Source organism: uncultured Pseudokineococcus sp. (assembly GCF_947499845.1).
Taxonomy (GTDB): domain Bacteria; phylum Actinomycetota; class Actinomycetes; order Actinomycetales; family Quadrisphaeraceae; genus Pseudokineococcus.
On sequence record NZ_CANMPM010000003.1, the window covers coordinates 150360 to 169099 of the forward strand.

14 protein-coding genes are annotated in these 18740 nt (G+C 75.2%); 3 read left to right on the forward strand and 11 right to left on the reverse strand.

The features are described from left to right. The first annotated feature begins 22 nt into the window (after window positions 1-22). Window positions 23-1765, forward strand: coding sequence for a bifunctional diguanylate cyclase/phosphodiesterase (locus Q0789_RS04275; RefSeq protein WP_298802462.1), 1743 nt, complete (start codon window positions 23-25; stop codon window positions 1763-1765). Between the two features lie 59 nt (window positions 1766-1824). Here Q0789_RS04275 and Q0789_RS04280 read toward each other — a convergent pair whose 3' ends face one another. The 4 genes from Q0789_RS04280 to Q0789_RS04295 all read right to left on the reverse strand — a co-directional run bounded on the left by Q0789_RS04280 (window position 1825) and on the right by Q0789_RS04295 (window position 7285). Next, on the reverse strand, window positions 1825-3954 hold the full coding sequence (locus Q0789_RS04280) for a SpoIIE family protein phosphatase (protein WP_298802464.1): 2130 nt from the start codon (window positions 3952-3954) through the stop codon (window positions 1825-1827). A gap of 113 nt (window positions 3955-4067) precedes the next feature. Beyond that, window positions 4068-5045, reverse strand: coding sequence for a prephenate dehydratase (gene pheA / locus Q0789_RS04285; protein WP_298802466.1), 978 nt, complete (start codon window positions 5043-5045; stop codon window positions 4068-4070). Then, window positions 5042-6643, reverse strand: a complete 1602-nt coding sequence (locus tag Q0789_RS04290; protein ID WP_298802468.1) for a flotillin family protein — start codon at window positions 6641-6643, stop codon at window positions 5042-5044. Before Q0789_RS04290 ends, pheA begins: the two co-directional genes overlap by 4 nt. A 156-nt stretch (window positions 6644-6799) precedes the next feature. Further along, complete coding sequence (locus Q0789_RS04295; protein ID WP_298802470.1) at window positions 6800-7285, reverse strand: MarR family transcriptional regulator; 486 nt, start codon at window positions 7283-7285, stop codon at window positions 6800-6802. Window positions 7286-7309: 24 nt separating this feature from the next. Here Q0789_RS04295 and Q0789_RS04300 point away from each other — a divergent pair, with 24 nt between their 5' ends. Further along, the gene (locus Q0789_RS04300; protein WP_298802472.1) at window positions 7310-8152 is read left to right on the forward strand and encodes a TspO/MBR family protein; all 843 of its coding nucleotides are present in this window, start codon (window positions 7310-7312) and stop codon (window positions 8150-8152) included. 40 nt (window positions 8153-8192) lie between these two features. Here Q0789_RS04300 and Q0789_RS04305 read toward each other — a convergent pair whose 3' ends face one another. Beyond that, window positions 8193-8789, reverse strand: coding sequence for a TMEM165/GDT1 family protein (locus tag Q0789_RS04305; protein ID WP_298802474.1), 597 nt, complete (start codon window positions 8787-8789; stop codon window positions 8193-8195). Between the two features lie 278 nt (window positions 8790-9067). Here Q0789_RS04305 and Q0789_RS04310 point away from each other — a divergent pair, with 278 nt between their 5' ends. After that, entirely contained in the window at window positions 9068-11389 is a 2322-nt protein-coding gene (locus Q0789_RS04310; protein ID WP_298802477.1) for a hypothetical protein, read from the forward strand. Window positions 11390-11403: 14 nt separating this feature from the next. On the opposite strand, the gene Q0789_RS04315 is transcribed toward Q0789_RS04310, so the two are convergent. From Q0789_RS04315 to Q0789_RS04340, 6 genes are read right to left on the reverse strand one after another with little or no spacing between them, the layout of a single operon-like run. Beyond that, on the reverse strand, window positions 11404-12162 hold the full coding sequence (locus tag Q0789_RS04315) for a glycosyltransferase (RefSeq protein ID WP_298802479.1): 759 nt from the start codon (window positions 12160-12162) through the stop codon (window positions 11404-11406). A gap of 44 nt (window positions 12163-12206) precedes the next feature. After that, window positions 12207-15302, reverse strand: coding sequence for a type I restriction endonuclease subunit R (locus Q0789_RS04320; protein ID WP_298802481.1), 3096 nt, complete (start codon window positions 15300-15302; stop codon window positions 12207-12209). A 16-nt stretch (window positions 15303-15318) separates the two neighbouring features. Then, window positions 15319-15561: a YgiT-type zinc finger protein gene (locus tag Q0789_RS04325; protein WP_298802483.1), complete on the reverse strand. Its 243-nt coding sequence runs from the start codon at window positions 15559-15561 to the stop codon at window positions 15319-15321. Next, the gene (locus Q0789_RS04330) at window positions 15561-15860 is read right to left on the reverse strand and encodes a DUF4258 domain-containing protein (protein WP_298802485.1); all 300 of its coding nucleotides are present in this window, start codon (window positions 15858-15860) and stop codon (window positions 15561-15563) included. The genes Q0789_RS04325 and Q0789_RS04330 overlap by 1 nt, the downstream gene beginning before the upstream one ends. 1 nt (window position 15861) lies before the next feature. After that, entirely contained in the window at window positions 15862-17070 is a 1209-nt protein-coding gene (locus tag Q0789_RS04335) for a restriction endonuclease subunit S (protein ID WP_298802487.1), read from the reverse strand. After that, on the reverse strand, window positions 17063-18640 hold the full coding sequence (locus Q0789_RS04340) for a class I SAM-dependent DNA methyltransferase (RefSeq protein ID WP_366917639.1): 1578 nt from the start codon (window positions 18638-18640) through the stop codon (window positions 17063-17065). Before Q0789_RS04340 ends, Q0789_RS04335 begins: the two co-directional genes overlap by 8 nt. Window positions 18641-18740 lie beyond the last annotated feature (100 nt).

Sequence of the window (18740 nt, forward strand, 5' to 3'; positions counted from 1 at the left end):
CTGGACGGGGGAGGGTGCGCTCGTGCAGGGACGAGCAAGGGGACCACGGGCCACCGGGGCCGTCGACGGCGGCCCGACCCCCGTCGCGGGGGCGTCGGCCGGGGCCGTCCTCCTCCTCGGCTCCCTCTGCGCCCTCCTGTCGGCCCTCTTCCCGGCGGCCGGCCAGACGCCCGCGCTGCTGCTCGCCATCGCGGCCACCACGGCGGTCGGCGGGGCGGCGCTCGTGCTGCTGCGGGCCGTCGTCTCCTGGACCGTCCTCAACGCCGCCGTCATCGCCGGTGAGCTGCTGCTCGTCGTCGCCGCCGTCGACGCGGCGGGGGACCGCTCGCGGCTCGTCGCCGTCACCGGCCTCGCCGTCCTCGGGGTGCTGCCGTCCGCGCTGCTGCTGCGCCCGCGGCCGGCGGCGGTGCACCTCGGCGTCGTGGTCGCCGTCGCCGTCGCGCTGCGGCTCCTCGCGCCGGGGGGCGGCACCGTCGTCGAGGCCGTCTACGTGGCGGTCGCGCTCGTCGCCGTCGCCGTCCTCGGGGTCGTGCTGAGCCGGGCCGTCGCGCGCGCGGACGTCGACGACCTCACCCAGCTGCCCAACCGGCGGGCGCTCGCCCGGGCCCTCGACGCCCACGTGGCGGTCCCGCCGCCGGGGGCGACGAGCCTCGCCATGCTCGACCTCGACGGGTTCAAGGAGGTCAACGACACCCACGGCCACGGCGCGGGGGACGCCCGGCTCGTCGCCGTCGCCCGCCACCTGCGGAGCCGGCTGCCGGACGGGCTCCTCGCGCGCATCGGCGGGGACGAGTTCGTGTGGGTCGTCGAGGCCGGCGGGGACGAGGCGCGCCGCCGCCTGGAGGAGGCCACCGCCGACGTCCCCGACGAGCAGCGCGTGTCCTTCGGCGTCGCGGTGCTCGACGCGAGCGACTCCGCGGCGACGTGGCGGCAGCGCGCCGACGCCGACCTCTACGCCGCCAAGCGCCGCCGGCGCGGCCTGCTGCCCGCCAGCCTCGACACCCCCGAGGCCGAGGAGCTCCTCCGCGCCATCACCGACGGCGAGCTCGTGCTGCGCTACCAGCCCGTCGTGGACCTCGGGACAGGCGCGCTGAGCGGCGTCGAGGCCCTCGTGCGGTGGCAGCACCCCGAGCGCGGCCTCCTGCCGCCCAGCACCTTCCTGCCGCTGGCCGAGGCCACGGGCGTCGTCGACCTCCTCGGGGCGCGCGTCCTGCGGGCCGCCTGCCACGAGGTGCGCGCCTGGCAGCGCCGCACCGGCGCCACCGCGGGGGTCGCCGTCAACGTCTCGGGCGCGGAGCTCGCCTCCCCGGCCTACCCGGGGCGGGTGCTGCGAGCGCTGGCCGACAGCGGGCTGCCCGCCTCCGACCTCGTCCTCGAGGTGACGGAGACGGCCTTCGCGGAGGCGCCGACCATGACGGCGTCGCTCACCGCGCTGCGCGGCGCCGGCGTCCGGGTGGCGGTCGACGACTTCGGCACCGGCTGGTCGACGCTCTCCCGTCTGGACCAGCTGCCCGTCGACGTCCTCAAGCTCGACAAGTCCTTCGTCGACCGCGTGGTCCCCGGCGAGGGGTGCACGCCCGTCGTCGACGCCGTGCTGGCCATGGCGCGCGCCCTGGACCTCGAGGTCACCGCCGAGGGCGTCGAGACGGCGGAGCAGGTGGCCGCGCTGCGGGACGCCGGGTGCGACGCCGCGCAGGGCTACCACCTCCAGCGCCCCGTCCCCCTGGAGGACGTAGAGCTCAGCCGCCTGAGCTCGGCGGCCTGAGGAGCGCCCGCCCGACCCGCTGCCCCCCGGCCCGCGGACGCCCGGAGGAGCGGCGGGGGTCACTCCGGGGCGTCGGGGCTGCGGCGCACGACGAGGACGCACGTGTCGTCCTCGAGGTCGAGGCCGCCGTCGGTGAAGCGGGCGACGACGAGGTCGCGCAGCGCCGCCGCGCTGCACCCCTCGGGCGCCTGGGAGAGCACCTGCGCCAGCTCGTCGATGCCCTGCCGCAGCGGCCGGTCCCGCCGCTCGAGCAGGCCGTCGGTGTAGAGCACGAGCGCCGCGCCGGGGGGCATGGGCACCTCGGCCTGGTCGACGAGCGTGCGCGGGGCGGCGACCCCGATGGGGGTCGTGAGCGCCTGGTCGAGGCGCTCGACGGCGCCCCCGGGCAGCAGCAGCATCGGCGGCGGGTGGCCCGCCTTGGCGTAGGTGACCGCGCAGCGGCTCCCGTCCTCGGCGCAGGCCACGCGGGCGTACACGCACGTCGCGAGGCCCGCCATGCCGAGGCCCCGCACGAGCAGGTCCAGCCGGCGCAGGACGGCGCCGGGCTCGTCGCCGCTCCAGGCGTAGGAGCGCAGGACCGAGCGCAGCTGGCCCATGGCGGCGGCGGCCTGCAGGTCGTGGCCCATGACGTCGCCGATGGCGACGCCGAGGCCGCCGTCGGGCAGGTCGAGGACGTCGTACCAGTCGCCGCCGACCTCGGCGCCGACGGCCGCCGGGAGGTAGGTGGCCGCGACGTCGAAGTCGTCGAGCTCCGGCAGGTCGGGCAGGAGGCTGCGCTGGAGCGTCAGGGCGGCCGCGTGCTCGCGCTCGTAGAGGCGTGCGTTGTCGATGGCCAGGCCGGCGCGCACGCCGACGTCCGCCATGGTCGCCAGGTCGGTCGGGCCGGGGGCGCTGCCGTCGACGACGACGAGGCCGAGCACGGCCGTGGTGCGACCGCGCGCGCGCAGCGGCACGAGGACCACCCGCGTCATGCCCATGGCCCGGACGGCCTCGCGGCTCTCCTCGCGCTCGAGGGGCCCGGCGGCCTCATCGACGTCGAGCTCCCAGGAGATCGGGTCGGTGACCGCGCCGGAGAGCAGCTCGGCCAGCTGCGGGCCGTGCGCGTACCGGTGCGCGTCCTCGGTGGCCAGCACCCGCGCGTGCTCGGCCATCGCCGGGTCGCCGTGGGCGACGTGGAAGGCCGACGGCCGCCCGGTGTCGTCGGTGCCGATGGCGAAGGCCCAGACCGCGAGGTCGGGCACGACGAGCCCCGGCAGCACCGCGAGGGCCTCGTGGCTGTCGAGGCGGCTGGACAGCGCGCTGCTCACCCGCGCCAGCGCCTCGAGCCGGGCGTTCGCGCGGCGGGCGGCCTCGAGCGCCCGGTCGCGCTCGGCGGCGGCCTCGACCCGCGCGGTGACGTCGGACTGGACGCCCACGTGGTGGGTGAGGCGGCCGTCGGCGTCGAACACCGGGCTGATGACCACCTCGTTCCAGAAGGCGGTGCCGTCGGCCCGGAAGTTGAGGAGGACCTCGGTGACGGGCTCGTCCTCGCGCAGGGCGCGGGAGATGCGGGCGACGGCCTCGCGGTCGGTGGCGGGGCCCTGGAGGAAGCGGCAGTTGCGACCGACGACGTCCTCGGAGGTGTACCCCGTGGTGCGCGTGAAGGCGGGATTGACCCACACGAGCGGGTCGTCCTCGCGGTGGGGGTCGCTGATGGTGAACGACAGGTCGCTCGCGACGACGGCGCGGTAGCGGAGGTCCCCGCCGTCCTGCAGCTCGGCGACGGCCTCCTGCTCGCGCAGCGGCAGCATGACGACCAGGGCCTGGCGCGCCAGCGGCGGCGGGGCGTCGGTGAGGGGGAAGCCGACCACCCACAGCGCCTCGCGGGCCGAGGTGGCGTCCGACCCGCGCTCGGCGGTCACGGCCTCGCCCGTGACGGGCTCGCCCGAGGCGACGCGGCGCAGCGGCGCGGGGCCGTCCTCCATGTCCTCGCCGGTGGCGTCGCGCAGGCCCGCGGCGCGGGACCACTCGGGGATGCCGACGGGCAGGCCCGTGCCGGGCGCCAGCTGGCGGGCGAGGTGGTTGGCGAAGACGACGTCGCCCTCGTCGAGGTCGACGAGCAGGACGGCGGCCGGGGTGTCGCGGACGACGGACGGCAGCACCGCGCCCGCGAAGGGCTGCACGGCGGTGAGCCCGTCGATGTCCGTCACGGCGTCGATAGTACGGACGCGGGCCGACATCGCGCCGTCGGACGCCGCTGCCGGTCGACGCGGTGTCGACACCCCGTCGACCGGCCGGCGGTCCTCCCGCCCGGCAGGGGGGGTCAGGGCGGCGGTGCGCCCCGGCGGACCGCGTCGAGCCACGCCCGCGCGGCGGTGAAGTCGGCGTCGCCGGTGCCCGGGCGCACGGGCACCGGTCGCGCGTCGGCCCGGGGGTAGGAGCCGAGGAAGCGCACCTGGGGGCAGAAGCGGTGCAGGCCGAGGAGCGCCTCGGCGACCCGGGCGTCCTCGACGTGGCCCTCGGCGTCGATGGCGAAGCAGTAGCGCCCGAGCGCGTCGCCGGTGGGCCGCGACTCGATCCGCGTGAGGTTGACCCCGCGCGAGGCGAACTGCTCGAGGATCTCGAGCAGCATGCCGGGGTGGTCCTCCGGCTGGAAGGCGACGACGCTCGTGCGGTCGGCGCCCGTCCGCGGCGGCGGGGCGGTGGGGCGGCCGACGAGCACGAAGCGCGTGACGGCGCCCGCCGTGTCGCCCACGTCGCGCGCGAGCACCTGCAGGCCGTAGCGCTCGGCGGCGACCTCCGCGCACAGGGCGGCCTCGTAGCCGGGGGCGGGGGCGCCCTCGGCCAGCCCGGCCGCGGCCGCCGCCGTCGAGGCGCTCGGCACGTAGCCGGCCGCGGGGAGGTGCGCCGCGAGCCAGCCGCGGCACTGGGCGTGGGCGTGCGTGTGCGTGCTGACGACCCGGACGTCCTCCGCGCGGGTGCCGGGCCGGGCGGCGAGGACGAAGGAGACCGGCACGAGCGCCTCGGCCAGGACGACGAGCGGGTCGCCGCCGGCGAGCCCGTCGAGGGTGGCGGCGACGCCGCCCTCGACGGAGTTCTCCATCGGCACCATGGCGGCGTCGAGGTCGCCGGCGCGGACCGCCGCCAGGGCGGCGTCGACGCTCGGCGTGGCCACCTTCTCGGCGCCGCCCTCGCCGCGCGCCGCGAGGGCGCCGGCCAGGGCGGCGTCGGTGAAGGTGCCCTCGGGGCCGAGGTAGCCGTAGCGGCGGGCCCCCGGGCGCCCCTTCGCCTCGGGGCTCACGAGCCGTCGGTCCCGCTGCCGTCCTCGTCGCCGGAGCCGAAGCCGCCCGGGGCGGTGCTGCCGGGCGCGGGCGCGGCGGTGCGCACCGGGCGCACCGGCGCGCCGCCGCCCGAGCCCGAGCGGGAGCCGCCGAGCAGCGAGGTCAGGTCGATGCCCGTCGTGCGCCGCACCGTCTCGAGGGTCTCGTGCAGGTTGCCGGCGACCGAGCGGGAGAGCGCCCCGGCGCCGTCGTTGGAGATGACGGTGAGGTCGTCGATGGAGCCGAGCGGCTCGGCCAGGGCGCGGGCCATCTCGGGCAGGACGTCGACGACCATCTGCAGGCGGGCGGCGTCGCCGTACCCGGCGAAGGCCTCGGCGAGCTCGCGCCGCGCGGCGGCCTCGGCGCGGCCCTTGGCCTCGATCGCGGCGGCCTCGGACTCGCCCTCCAGGCGGCGGGCGTCGGCCTGCGCGGTGCGCCGGGCCAGCTCGGCCTCGGCGGCGAGGCGGACGGCGCGGGCCTCCGCCTCGGCGCTGATGCGCAGGCGCTGCGCGTCGGCGTCGGCCGACAGGCGGGTGCGCTCGGCGGCGGCCTTGGCGTCGGCGACGGACGACGCCGCCCGGCCCTCGGCCTCGTACTGGACGGCGCTGCGGCGCGCCTGCGCCTCCTGCTCGGTCTTGTACCGGGCGGCGTCGGCGGGCTTGCGCACGTCGGTGTCGAGCTGGGTCTCGGTCAGCGTGGCCTGCCGCTGGGCCACCCGCTCCTGGACGGTGAGGACCTCCTGGTCCTGGGCGGCCTTGGCGAGCGCGCCGGCCGCCTCCGCCTCGGCCTGCGCCCGGTCGGTGTCGGCGCGGAAGGTGGCCTGGCGCAGGGCCAGGTCGCGCTCGGCCTCGGCGACGAGCTGCTGGGCCGCGGCCTCGCGCTGGGAGGACTCGCGCTGGGCGTCGGCCTCGGCGATGGCCGCGTTGCGGGCGGCCGCGGCGGCCTCGGGGCGGCCGAGGTCGCGCAGGTAGTTGCTGTCGTCGGAGACGTCCTGGATCTGGAAGGTGTCGAGGACGAGGCCCTGGTTGTTGAGCGAGGAGACCGACTCGTCGGCGACCTGGCGCGCGAAGGCGGCGCGGTCGCGGATGATCTCGTCGACCGTCAGCGTGCCGACGATGGAGCGCAGCGAGCCGGCGAGGACCTCCTGCGTGAAGGACTCGATCTCGTCCTGCTGGTGCAGGAAGCGCTGCGCGGCCGCGCGCACGTTGTTCTCCGTGCCGCCCACCTTGACGATGGCGACGGCGTCGAGGTTGAGCCGGATGCCCTGCTGCGACACCGCGCCGCGGATCTGCACGCGGATGGAGCGCGAGGCCAGGGACAGCGCGTAGGCCTGCTCGACGAAGGGCTTGACGAAGACGCCGCCGCCCATGACGACGCGCTGGCCGGACAGGTCCATCGAGGACTCGCCCGTCTCGGGGTTGAGCACGGGCTTGCCGCCCTTGCGCCCGACGACGACGAGCGCCTCGGACGGGTTGGCGATCTTGTAGCGCCGCACCGCGGAGACGCCCAGGACCAGGAGGACGAGGACGACCACCCCCACGAGGACCAGGGCGATGAGCGTTCCGATTGCGATGTCCATGCCTGAGCGGGCTCCCCGTCACGTCGTCGTCGCCCCGCCGCGGCGGGGGCTCGCGCCGGTTCCGGCGCGCGGGCGACAGTGTGGCCGACCGGGGCTCGCGGCGGGGGCGCCTGTGGACACCGCCACCGGACCGGGTGGTGGCGCTCCTCGCGGGGGTCAGCCGTCCGTCGGGCGGCGTCCGCGCGCGACGGCGTCGGCCGCCTCGTCGAGGAAGCGCCCGAGCAGCGCCAGCTCCTCGCCGTCGTAGCGCGCGAGGACGGCGCGCAGCTCGGCGGCCATGGGGGAGAAGACGTCGCGGCCGAGGTCGCGCGCGACGTCGGTGACCTCGACGACGACCCGGCGGCGGTCGGTGCCGCTGCGGGCCCGCCGGACGTGCCCGGACCGCTCGAGCCGGTCGAGCAGCGCCGTCGTCGCGGGCGAGCTGAGGCCGAGGTGGCGCGAGAGCGTGCCGGGGCTGTGCTCCTCGCCGCGGCGGTCGGCCTCGACGACGGCCGCGACGGCCTCCAGGTCGGTGCGCGCCGAGCCGTGGCGCGCCCCGACCTCGTCGACGTAGCGGTCGGTCTCCTGCACCACGCGCTGCAGCGCGCGCAGCACCTCCGCCCGGGCGGTGCCGTCGGCGTCGTCGGGCGGGTGCGCGCTCACGGGGCCGAGGCTACTCTCTCCGCCATGGAGACGTTCGCTCGTGGAAAGACCTCCAGCTCCGGCACGACGCCCCGCGACCGCACGCGGCAGCGGGTGGTGCTCGGCAGCGCGGTGCTCGCGCTCGTCGTCTCGACGATCGGCTCGGGGGCCCTCGGCGGCACCCCGATCGACGAGGCCGCGGACGGGACGCTGTCGGCGACGGCGACGCTCGTCGCCCCCGCCGGTCCGGCCTTCTCGATCTGGGGCGTCATCTACGCGGGCCTCGTGGCGTACGGCGTCTGGCAGCTCGTCGCGGCGCGGCCGGCGGACCCGCGGCAGCGGTCGGTGGGCTGGCTGCTGGCGGCGTCGATGCTCCTCAACGCGGCGTGGATCACCGTCGTGCAGCTCGGCTCGGTGACGCTCAGCGTGCTCGTCATCGTCGCGCTGGTCGCCGTGCTCGGCGTGGTGCTCGCGCGGCTGGCGCGGTCGTCGCCGTCCGGGTGGGCGGAGGCGCTGCTCGTCGACGGCGTCGCGGGCATCTACCTCGGCTGGGTCCTCATCGCCACCGTGGCCAACGTCTCGGCCTGGCTGTCCGGCCTCGGCGTCGGCGGCCTCGGGCTGGGGGAGAGTGCCTGGGCCGTCGTCGTGCTCGCCGTCGCCGCGGCGATCGGTGCGTGGCTGTCGCTGGCCTCCGGCCGGGTCGCCCCGGCCCTATCCCTCGGCTGGGGCCTCGCCTGGGTCGCCGTCGGGCGCTCGAGCGGCGAGGACTCCTCGGGCGTCGTGGTCGTCGTCGCGGCGCTGGCGGCCGTCGTCGTGCTCGCCGCGGGCGTCACGGGCCGCGTGCGCGGTCGCCGGTCCGCGCCGTCCCGCCCCGCCCGGGTCGTCTGACCCGGCCGCTCCCGACCGGGGAGCCGCGGCGGCCCGACCCTCAGCCGATCAGCAGGGCGTCCACGAGCAGCCACGCCCCGATGAGCACGAACAGGACGCCGGCCCCGATGGCGACGGCGCGCTCGGGGAGCCGCTTGCCGAGGTGGTAGCCGAGGACGATGGCGAGGGCGTCGGCCGCGACCATGCCGACCGTCGACCCGAGCCACGTGCCGGCGATCTCGGCGAAGCCGTCGTCGCGCGCGGCGAGGGTGATGGTCGCGAGCATCGTCTTGTCGCCGAGCTCGGCGAGGAGGAAGGCGACGGCGACCGTGAGGAAGACCGACCGGCCGGCGCGCTCGGCCTTCTGCTCCTCGTCCTCGTCGAGGGAGTCTCCCCGGAAGGTCCAGACGCCGAAGCCGATGAAGGCGAGGCCTGCGACCACCGCGATGGCGGTGGTCGGCAGGGCTGCGCCGACGGCGGCGCCGAGCAGGACCGAGGCGAGGTGCACGAGGGCGGTCGAGGCGGTGATCGCGGCGATGATCGGCCACGGGCGGTAGCGCGTGGCGAAGGTCAGCGCCATGAGCTGGGACTTGTCGCCCAGCTCGGCGGCGAAGATGACGCCGAAGCCGACGGCGGTCGAGACGAAGAAGGGTTCCACGGGTCCTCGGGGGCTCGTGCGCGCCCTCCCGGGAGCAGGTGCGCCTCCGGCCGGGCGCACAGGTGTGCGCGGCCGAAGGTCTCGCCCACCGGGCGCGCGCCGAGCGCGACGTCCGGTCCGCGGCACCGGGTGCACCCGCGCGAGCGGGGCGGCCAGTGTGTCGACGCCGCGGTTGGGGGCTACTCCCCTTCGTGAACGCGGGGGAGGCTAGCAGGGGCGCCCGCCGGTCCTCCGTCGCCCCCAGGGGCGGTCCAGGCGCGGCCCCTACCCTCGGGCCCGTGCCGGCCCTCCTCGCGCTCGTCCTCGCCCTCCTCGGGGGGCTCGCCGGCGCCCCCGCCGCCCGGGCGGCCGGCGCCGCGGAGGAGCGGTCGGCCGGTGCGGGCGTGCCCGGTCCCGTGGTCCTCGTCGGCGTCCCCGGCCTCCGGTGGGGCGACGTCACGCCCGTCGACGGCGGTGGCACGCCCCTCGTCGAGGAGGCCGAGGAGGGCGACGGGCCCGGCGGCGAGCCGCAGGACGCCGCGCGGACGCCGGTGCTCGGCGCCCTCCTGCGCGACGCGGGCGTCGGCGACGTCGCCGTCCGGTCGGTGACGGCCAGCGCGTGCCCCGCCGACGGCTGGCTCGCCGTCAGCTCGGGCTCGCGCGTCCTCGACCCGCGGCCCGGCATGGAGGTCGCGGCCGCCGACGGCGAGGCCGCCGAGCCGGACCCCCAGGAGGTGCTCACCCGCTGCACGACGGTGCGCGAGCCCGTGGACGGCGCCCTGCCGCGCTGGCCGGTGTACGAGGCGGCGGCGGCCGAGCAGCCCTATGACGCCCGGCTCGGCCTGCTCGGCGACGCCCTCGCCGACGCGGGCACCGCGACGGCGTCGGTCGGCCCCGGTGCCGCCGTGGCCCTCGCCACGTCGGACGGCGTGCTCACCGGGCCCCACGTGCCGCGGCCCCGCGAGCCGGAGGCGCTCGGCGAGGCCGTGGGCGGGCTCGTCGCGGACGGCGCGGAGCTCGTCGTCGTCGACGCCGGCAGCCTGCTCGCCGACGTCGACCCGGACGGCGAGGTGCCCGAGGAGGCCTCCGCCAGCACCGTCGAGCAGCTCGACGCCCGCGTCGGCGCCGTCCTCGCGGCGGTGGGGGACGAGGACGCCACCGTGCTCGTCGCGAGCCTGGCGGACGCCACGAGCACCGCCCACCTCGGCGCCTTCGCCGCGGTCGGGCCGGCCGCGGGCGGCGTCGCCGACGCCTACGGGGCCACCCTCGTCGGCTCCCTGAGCACCCGTCAGGACGGCCTCCTGCAGACCACGGACCTCGCGCCGACGCTGCTGGTGACCCTGGGCGTCGACGCCCCCGCCGGGCTCGTCGGGGCCCCGGTGCTGCCCGTCGACGCCTCCCTCGACGCCGCGGAGCGGCGGGCCGTCGTCCTCGACCTGGCCCGCGCGGCGCTCGAGGTGCGGCCCGTCGTCGGCCCCTTCTTCTACGCCCTCTACGGCTCCCAGCTCCTCCTCTACGGGGCGGCGATCGTCGCGCTGCGCCGCCGCTCGGGCGGGCCCCGGGGGCGCCGCCGCGTCCTCGCCTGGCTGCGCCGCGTCTCGGTCGTCGGGGCGTCGGTGCCGGTGGCGACCTTCCTCGCCGGGCTCGTCCCGTGGTGGCGGGCGGAGCCCTCGGCGCTCGCGCTCGTGGCGGCCGTCGCCGGGTGGACGGCCGTCGTCGCCGCGGTGGCCCTGCTGGGGCCCTGGCGCCGCAGCGTGGTCGGCCCGCTCGGCGCCGTCGCCGCGACGACGGCGCTCGTCCTCGCCGTCGACGTCGTCGGGGGCTCGACGCTGCAGCTGTCGAGCCTCATGGGGCCCAACCCCATCGTCGCGGGGCGTTTCTACGGGCTCGGCAACCCGCCCTTCGCCCTCTTCTCGACGGGGTGCCTGCTGCTCGCGACCGCGCTCGCCGCCCACCTCGTCGGGCGGGGCCGCCGGCGCGCGGCCGTCGCCGCCGTCGCCGTCCTCGGCGCCGCCTGCGCCGTCCTCGACGGGACGCCCGGCCTGGGCAGCGACTTCGGCGGGCCGCCGGCGATCGTCCCGGCCTTCGCCGTCCTCGCCCTGCTCGTGGCCGGCGTGCGCATCACCTGGCGGCGCGTCCTGCTCATCGGCGGCGGGACGGCCGTGGTCATGGCCCTGCTGGCGACGCTCGACTGGCTGCGCGCGCCCGCGGACCGCACGCACCTCGGGCGCTTCGTCGAGACGGTGCTCGACGGCGGCGCGCTCGACGTCGTCGGGCGCAAGATCAGCGCGAACCTCAGCGTGCTGACGGGCAACCCGCAGGGCCTGCTCGTGCCGATCGCCGCGCTCTTCGTCGCCTTCGTGCTCCTGCGCCCCGGCGCCTCGGGGCCCCCGGCCCTCACCCGCGCTTTCGACCGGGCGCCGGCCCTGCGCGCCGGCTTCGCCGCGTGGCTCGTGCTCGTGCTCATCGGCTTCGCCGTCAACGACTCCGGCACCTCGATCCCCGCCGTCGCGGCGACGCTCATGGTGCCGCTGCTCACGGCGGCGGGGGCGCGGGCGCTCGAGGACGACGCCGCGGCCGTGCCGGGCGAGCGCGAGCCCGCGGCGGCGTCGTCCCGCTAGGCCCCCGAGGAGGGTCAGCCGCGCGGCGGCAGGACGGCGCCGAGCTGCCCGCGCGCGGCGAGGGCGCGGACGACGTCGCGGTACTGCGCCGCGCGGTGCGCCTGCGCCCGCCAGCCGCGGCCGGAGACGCGGTGCTGCAGGTCGCACGGGACCTCGACGACGCGCATCCCCGCGCGCAGCAGGTCGACGACCATCGCCGTCTCGACGCCCCAGCCGGGCGCGAGGGGGCGGGCGCGCTCGAAGGCCTCGCGGGTGAGGCAGCGCATGCCCGAGAGCGGCTGCGTCGGCGTCCACCCCGTCGCGGCGAGGATGCCGCGGCGGGCGAGGCCGACGACGAGCCCCCGGCCGCCGCCCGGGGAGGACTGCGGCGGCAGGACGGCGATGCTCGCGTCGGCCTCGCCCGCGAGCACGGGGACGGCCAGTGCGGCCGTGGCGGCGGCCGTCGCGCCGAGGTCGGCGTCGACGAGCAGCAGCGCACGGGGCTCGTCGGTCGCCAGCGCCCGTCCGGCCGCGTCGTGGACGACGCCGTCCGGCGGCTGCTCGAGGTCGCGCACGAGGGCGGCGCCGCTCTCCAGCGCGGTCGCCTTGCCGCGGTTGCGGTGGTGGCGCACGACGCGGGCCCCGGCGGCGCGGGCGGTGACGGCGGTGCGGTCCGAGCTCCCGTCGTCCACGACGACGACGACGTCGACGCCCTCGATCGCGAGGGCGGCGCGGACCGTGGCGTCGATCCGCTCCTCCTCGTCCTTGGCGGGGATGACGACGGCGAGGCGCACGGGGGGACGGTACCGAGCGGGGGTGCAGCGCGTGCCGTCGGCGCTCAGGCGGCGATGGCGCTGGCCAGCACCTCCGCTTGGCGCAGCACGAGCACGACGGCCTCGTCCTGCTTGTCCGGCGGGTACTTGTGCGTCGTCAGCAGGCGGCGGATCCGGCTGCGGAGGAGTGCGCGCACCTGCTCCCGCTTGTCCCAGTCGACGGTCGTGCTGCTCCTGACGACGGTGACGAGCTGACGGGCGATGGCCTTCAGGGTCTCGTCGCCCAGCTCCAGCACGGCGGAGTCGTTCTGGACGACGGCGTCGTAGAACGCCAGCTCGTCGTCCCGCAGACCGAGCTCCTCGCCCCGGCGTCGCTGCGCCGTCAGGTCCTTGGCCAGGTCGACCAGGGCACGGATGATGTCGGCGGCGTCGAGCGAGCGGTTGGTGTAGGAGCGCATCGCCTGCTCGAGCATCTCGCTGAAGGTGCGCTCGGCGACGACGTTGATCTTCCCGACAGTGCGCAGCTCGGACTCCAGCAGTCGTCGCAGCAGCTCGACCTGCAGGTTCTTGTAGGGCTGCGTGGACAGCCGGTCGGCGAGGTCGTCGTCGATGATGCTGATGTCCGGCTTCTCCAGCCCCGCCTCGGCGTAGATGTCCACGACCCCGGACGCGCTCACGGCGTCGGAGACGACCTGGCGGAGGGCGGTCTCCGTCTCGGCGTCGTCGGCCGATCCGCCGCCGCCACGGCCGCCCTTCGGGAGTTGGGCGGCGACGGCCTGGAAGAAGGCGAGGTCGTCGCGGTACGCCTCCGCCGCGGGTTCGGTCGGGACGAGGGAGAAGGCCTGCGCCGCCAGGCGCGTGTGGTGCCGGAAGCGGTCGACCAGGTCCTCGCCGGGCGTCAGCAGGTGGTCAACCGCCAGAGCGATGGCGTGGAGCTTGGCCTTCGCGGTCCCGGACGTCAGCGCCTCGCGCCAGGCGCAGCCGTGGAGGAGCTGGGCGATCACCTCGCTCTTCTCCGCGAGGAGGGCCAGCGCCTCCTCCACCGGGGCGCCCACCTCGCGGCCGGCGCGGTCGCGGTCGGTGTAGTCGGCGAGGGCCGCCTGCAGGGACTCGGCGATGCCGATGTAGTCGACGACCAGCCCGCCGGGCTTGTCGCGGAAGGTGCGGTTGACCCGGGCGATCGCCTGCATGAGGCCCGCGCCCTGCATCGGCTTGTCGACGTACATCGTGTGCATCGACGGCGAGTCGAAGCCCGTCAGCCACATGTCCCGGACGATGACGAGCTGCAGCGCGTCATCCGGGTCCTTCGCGCGGTCCTTGAGGTCCCGGAGCCCCTGCTTCGAGCGGACATGACGCGCCATCTCGGGGCCGTCGGCGGCCGACCCCGTGATGACCACCTTGAGCGCGCCGTCGGCGTCGTCGTCGCTGTGCCACTGCGGGCGCAGGGCGACGATCTCGTCGTAGAGGTCCACGCAGATGCGGCGTGACATGCACACGACCATCGCCTTGCCGAGCATCTGCCCGCGGCGCGCCTCCCAGTGCTCGACGAGGTCGGCCGCGACCTGCCGGATGCGGTCACGGGCACCCACGACGGCCTCCACCCGAGCCCACCGGTTCTTGAGGCGGTGGCGGGCGTCGTCCTCGGCGCCCTCGGTCGCCTCGGCGAAGGCGTCGTCCAGCGTGGAGCGCACCTCTTCGGGCAGCTCCACCTTCGCCAGACGGGCCTCGTAGTAGACGCGGACGGTGGCTTCGTCGCGCACCGCCTGCGTGAGGTCGTAGACGTCGATGTAGTCCCCGAACACCGCCCGGGTGTTGCGGTCGCCGGCCTCGATCGGCGTCCCGGTGAAGCCGATGAACGCCGCGCGGGGCAGCGCGTCGCGCAGGTTCCGCGCCAGTCCGTCGATGAGGTCGTACTGCGTGCGGTGCGCCTCGTCGGCGATGACGACGACGTTCCGCCGGTCCGACAGCATCGGGTAGCGCCGTCCGGCGTCGCGGTCGGCCTGCGTGAGCCCGAACTTCTGCATCGTCGAGAACACGATGCCCCCGGACGCGCGCGCACCCAGCAGCTGGCGCACGTGCTCCCGCGACTCGGCTTGCACGGGCTCCTCCGGGAGGGTCCGCGCGGGGGCGAAGACCTCGCTGTAGAGCTGGTCGTCCAGGTCGTTGCGGTCGGTGAGCAGGACGGCGGTGGGGTTCGCCATCGCCGGCTCGCGCACGATCTTGCCGACGTAGAAGAGCATCTCCAGGCTCTTGCCGGAGCCCTGCGTGTGCCAGACGACACCGGCCCGGCCGTCCCCGCGCCCGACGGCGTCGAGCGTCGCGGCCACCGCCCGGTTGACCGCGTGCACCTGGTGGTACTTGGCGATGCGCTTGACGAGGCCCTCGCGCTCGTCGGTGAAGACGACGAAGCTCCGCACGAGGTCGAGGAAGCGCGCAGGTGTGAAGACGCCGTGGACGAGCACCTCGAGCTCCGGCTGGCCTGCGGGCGGCGGCGTGCCGTCGACGGTCTTCCACGGCGCGTGGTGCTCGAAGCGGCCGCCGAGCGCCCCCAGTCGGGCCTCGAGCGCCGTGGAGATGACCGAGACGGCGGTGAAGCTCATCAGCGCCGGGATCTGCGCGGTGTACGTGCCGAGCTGCTTCCAGGCGCCGCGCAGGTCGGCTCCCGGCTGGCCGGGGGCCTTGAGCTCCACCACGCCGAGCGGCAAGCCGTTGACGTAGGCGAGCACGTCCGGACGTCGGACGTGTTGGTCCTGCTCGACGCTGACCTGGTTGACGGCGACGAAGTCGTTGGCGAGGGCGTCGTCGAAGTCGACGAGGCGGGCGATGTCGTGCCGGAGCTCCCCGGCAGCGTCTCGGAAGTCGACCGGGACGCCCTGCGTGACGAGCCGGTGGACGCGCCAGTTCTCGGCCATGACGTCGGCGCTCTCGACGCGGCGCACCGTGGCGACGACGCGGTCGACGGCGTCGGCGGGGAGATGTCGGTTGAAGGCGGCCACGGCCTGGCGGAGCCGCCCCTCGAGCAAGACGTCGCGGAAGCTCGCACGCTCGGCCCGCGGCTGCCCCGGTCCGATTTCCGGGCCGTGGAGCACGTCCCAGCCGGCGTCGGAGAAGTACTCGAGGCACGCCTCCTCGACGCCCGACTCCGCGACGAACGCCCCCATGCCCGCCCCCGTGCGTTCAGGCAGCCCGGGGCTGCTCGGTGTCGAAGTGGCGGGTGGCCACCTCGAGGTCGGACGCGAGCATCCGCGTGAACATGGCGTCGAGCCGCTTCGCCGTCTCCATCGACAGCCAGACCTGCCCGCAGGCGTCGCAGACCTCCACGGGGACGCCGAGGACGAGCGCCGTCCGGCCGTCCTTCTCGGCGACCTGGGCGCGCCGGACGGGCCGGCGCTCGCCGTTGTCGCAGTGATCGCAGCGCATCAGGCTCGCCTCCTGCGGAAGTCCGGCGACCACCTCGCCGGGTCGGGCTCGTACACGGTGACGATCCTCTCCTCCCGACGGCGCGAGTCGACGACCACGACGACGTGGAGCGGTCGGACCCAGTCGACCACGAGCAGGAGCTCCTTGACCTCCTCCTCGGCCAGGACGGTCTCCTCGATCACCTCTCCGGTACCGAGCAGCTCTTCCAGCTCGGCGAGCGCCATGTCGAGGGCGCGGACCTTGTCGAAGACGTGCTGCGTGAGCAGGTAGGGCCACGGCCGCCCCGAGCCGTCGACCACCTCAGACCACCTCTTCGACGCGCTCTTCGGCCTCTCCCACGCGGATCTCGCCGGACATAAGACCGGGGAGCAGAGCGTCGCGGAGGCGGACGAGCGCCTCCGACTCCCGCTCGGCCGCCCAGGCCCGCTGCAGCAGCGCCTCGGCCTGCCGCAGGACCGGTGCGTCCGCCGGGAGGACGGGGATCTCGAGGTCGGTCAGGGCCTCCTTCGGGAGAGCAGCCACCGTCGTGCCGTGGGCCATGCCCTCCACCCGCTGGCGCGCCTCGGTCGTGAAGAGGTGCGCCCACACGGGCAGCCGGAGGTGCCGCCACTCGGGTGCGAAGTCGATGCGGGTGACGTGGTGGCTGAACAGCGCCTCCGGGACGTCGTCGGGGAGCAGCATCGGCCAGCCGAGCGCCTCGAGCTTCCAGGTCAGGTCGGTGTTCGCCACCAGGAGATCACCGCCGTGGGCGACGTGGCGTGGCTGGTACGGGCCGGTGTAGTACTTCCAGCCTGTGCGCTTGAACCCGCCGAAGGTCGCCGCGTTGGCGAGGTTGACCATCGGCATGCCGGCGTCCGCGAGGTGTGCGCCCTTGTACGAGAGGCCCTTGTTGATCGCAGCCGTCTTGCTGAGAGGTATCTGCATTTCAGTGACCGACGCGTGCTGTAGCAAGCTGGCGCTGAGAGCGGTTGCTCTTGTCCGAACCACCTCAGTCCCATCCGCTGCGTCGTCAAGCGCCGCGAGTACCTCTGCAATGGCGTTCTGTGTGTCCCGCGCAGGTAGTCGAACGGTCCACTTGCCCATCTCGTTTAGGGGAATTCGATCGACTGTCGCGCCGCGCACCGCCCGCCGTTCAATGATCGCTTGGAACTGCGGCGACAGGTAGGCGTACAACAGGAAACGAGGGTCGACGTGTGGATCGCGGAGCCTCAGCAGTCCCATTCGACGTCCCAAGCAGGCTAGGACGCCCTCAGGCATGAGCGCCGCCTCCCCGAGTCGCGTCTCGTAGGAGAAGAGAAGGTCGTTCCTTCGTGGTTGCACGCGACGAGTCCAGGTGGCGAAGTCCTCTTCGCCGACGTGCGCCGACTGGGTCAGGTCGAGTCGACCGTTGCGCAAGGACGAGATGCTGAGGAACCAGGGGCCAGTGGCTGTCTTCTGGGGCGTGGCGTGGGGGCCGTCGTAGATATCGACGACGTCGGAGAGGCGCACCTCCCGCCAGTCGTCACGCATCAATTGTCGCCAGGGCGCGCTGGACGCGGTCTTGCGCGGAGGATGATTCGGCGAAGGCGTCCGCAAGCTCACCTGTCAGCCGCTTGAGACGTTCCGCAAGTGGCTCCTCTTCGGGGCTCGCTGCCTCGGCGCCGACGTAGCGCCCTGATGTCAGCACGTAGTTGTGCTCAGCCACCTCATTCAGGTGCGCGGCGTAAGCAAAGCCAGGCTGGTCCGCGTAGGTGTGCGCGCCTGGTTCGCCGCGCCAGGCGTGGAAGACCTCGGCCATGCGAGCGGTGTCATTCTCGCTGAGGTCCTTATGGGTGCGACTCACCATCTGTCCTAGGCTACGAGCGTCCAAGAAGAGGATCTCGCCACGTCGATCACGCCACCGCCGCGAGCCGCCGGGTGTCTTGTCACGGTTGAGGAACCACAGGCTGACGGGAATGCCGGTGCCGTAGAAAAGTTGTCCAGGGAGGGCGACGATGCACTCGACGAGGTCGGCCTCGACGAGCCGCCGGCGGATGTCGCCCTCGCCCGACTGCTGCGTCGACAGGGAGCCGTTCGACAGGACGACGCCGGCAGCCCCCCGTGGTGACAGGTGGCTGACCATGTGCTGCAGCCAGGCGAAGTTCGCGTTGCCCGCCGGAGGAGTGCCGTACTGCCACCGCGCGTCGTCGCGGAGCGACGCGCCGCCCCAGTCGGACACGTTGAAAGGGGGGTTCGCCAAGATGAAGTCGGCCTTGAGGTCCGGGTGCAATTCCTCGTGGAAGCTGTCGGCCCACCGCGGCCCGAGGTCCGCCTCGATCCCGCGGATGGCGAGGTTCATCTTGGCCAGCTTCCACGTCGTCGACGCCGACTCCTGCCCGTAGACGGAGAGGTCGGTGCGCTGCCCACCGTGCTGCTCGACGAAGCGCTCGGCCTGGACGAACATGCCGCCCGACCCGCAGCAGGGGTCATAGACGCGGCCGGTGTAGGGCTCGAGCATCTCGACGAGCAGTCGGACGATCGACCGAGGCGTGTAGAACTCCCCGGACTTGCGGCCCTCGGCCGAGGCGAACTTGCCGAGGAAGTACTCGTAGACCCGGCCCAGGACGTCCTTGCCGCCGTGCTCGTCGGCGCCGAAGCCGATGCCGGAGACGAGGTCGACGAGCTGGCCCAGGCGACGGGCGTCGACGGTCGCAGCGGCGTACTCCTTCGGCAGCACGCCGCGCAGGCTCGCGTTGTCGGCCTCGAGCGCCTCCATCGCCACGTCGATCCGCCGTCCGACGTCCGGCTGCTTGGCGGCGTCGCGGACGGCGTCCCACCGCGACGCCTCCGGCACCCAGAAGACGCCTTGCGAGGTGTACTCGTCGCGGGACTCGAGCAAGGGGAACGCGTCCTCACCGGTGATGCCATCGGCCTCGAGCTCGACCGCGAGCGCCGCGCGTCGCTCGGCGAAGGCGTCGGAGATGTACTTGAGGAAGATCAGGCCGAGGACGACGTGCTTGTAGGAGGCGGCGTCCATGGACCCGCGGAGGGTGTCCGCGGCCTTCCAGAGGGTCTCCTCGAAGCCCAGGGGCTCGGCGGTCTTGCGGGCGCGGGGTGGCACCTGGACGTCTCCCTCGTCGTGCGGACGAGCGCCACCGTAGTCACGTCGCTCAGGCTTGACGGAACACCAGAGGCCCTGCCGCTCGACCGCGTCGCCCTCT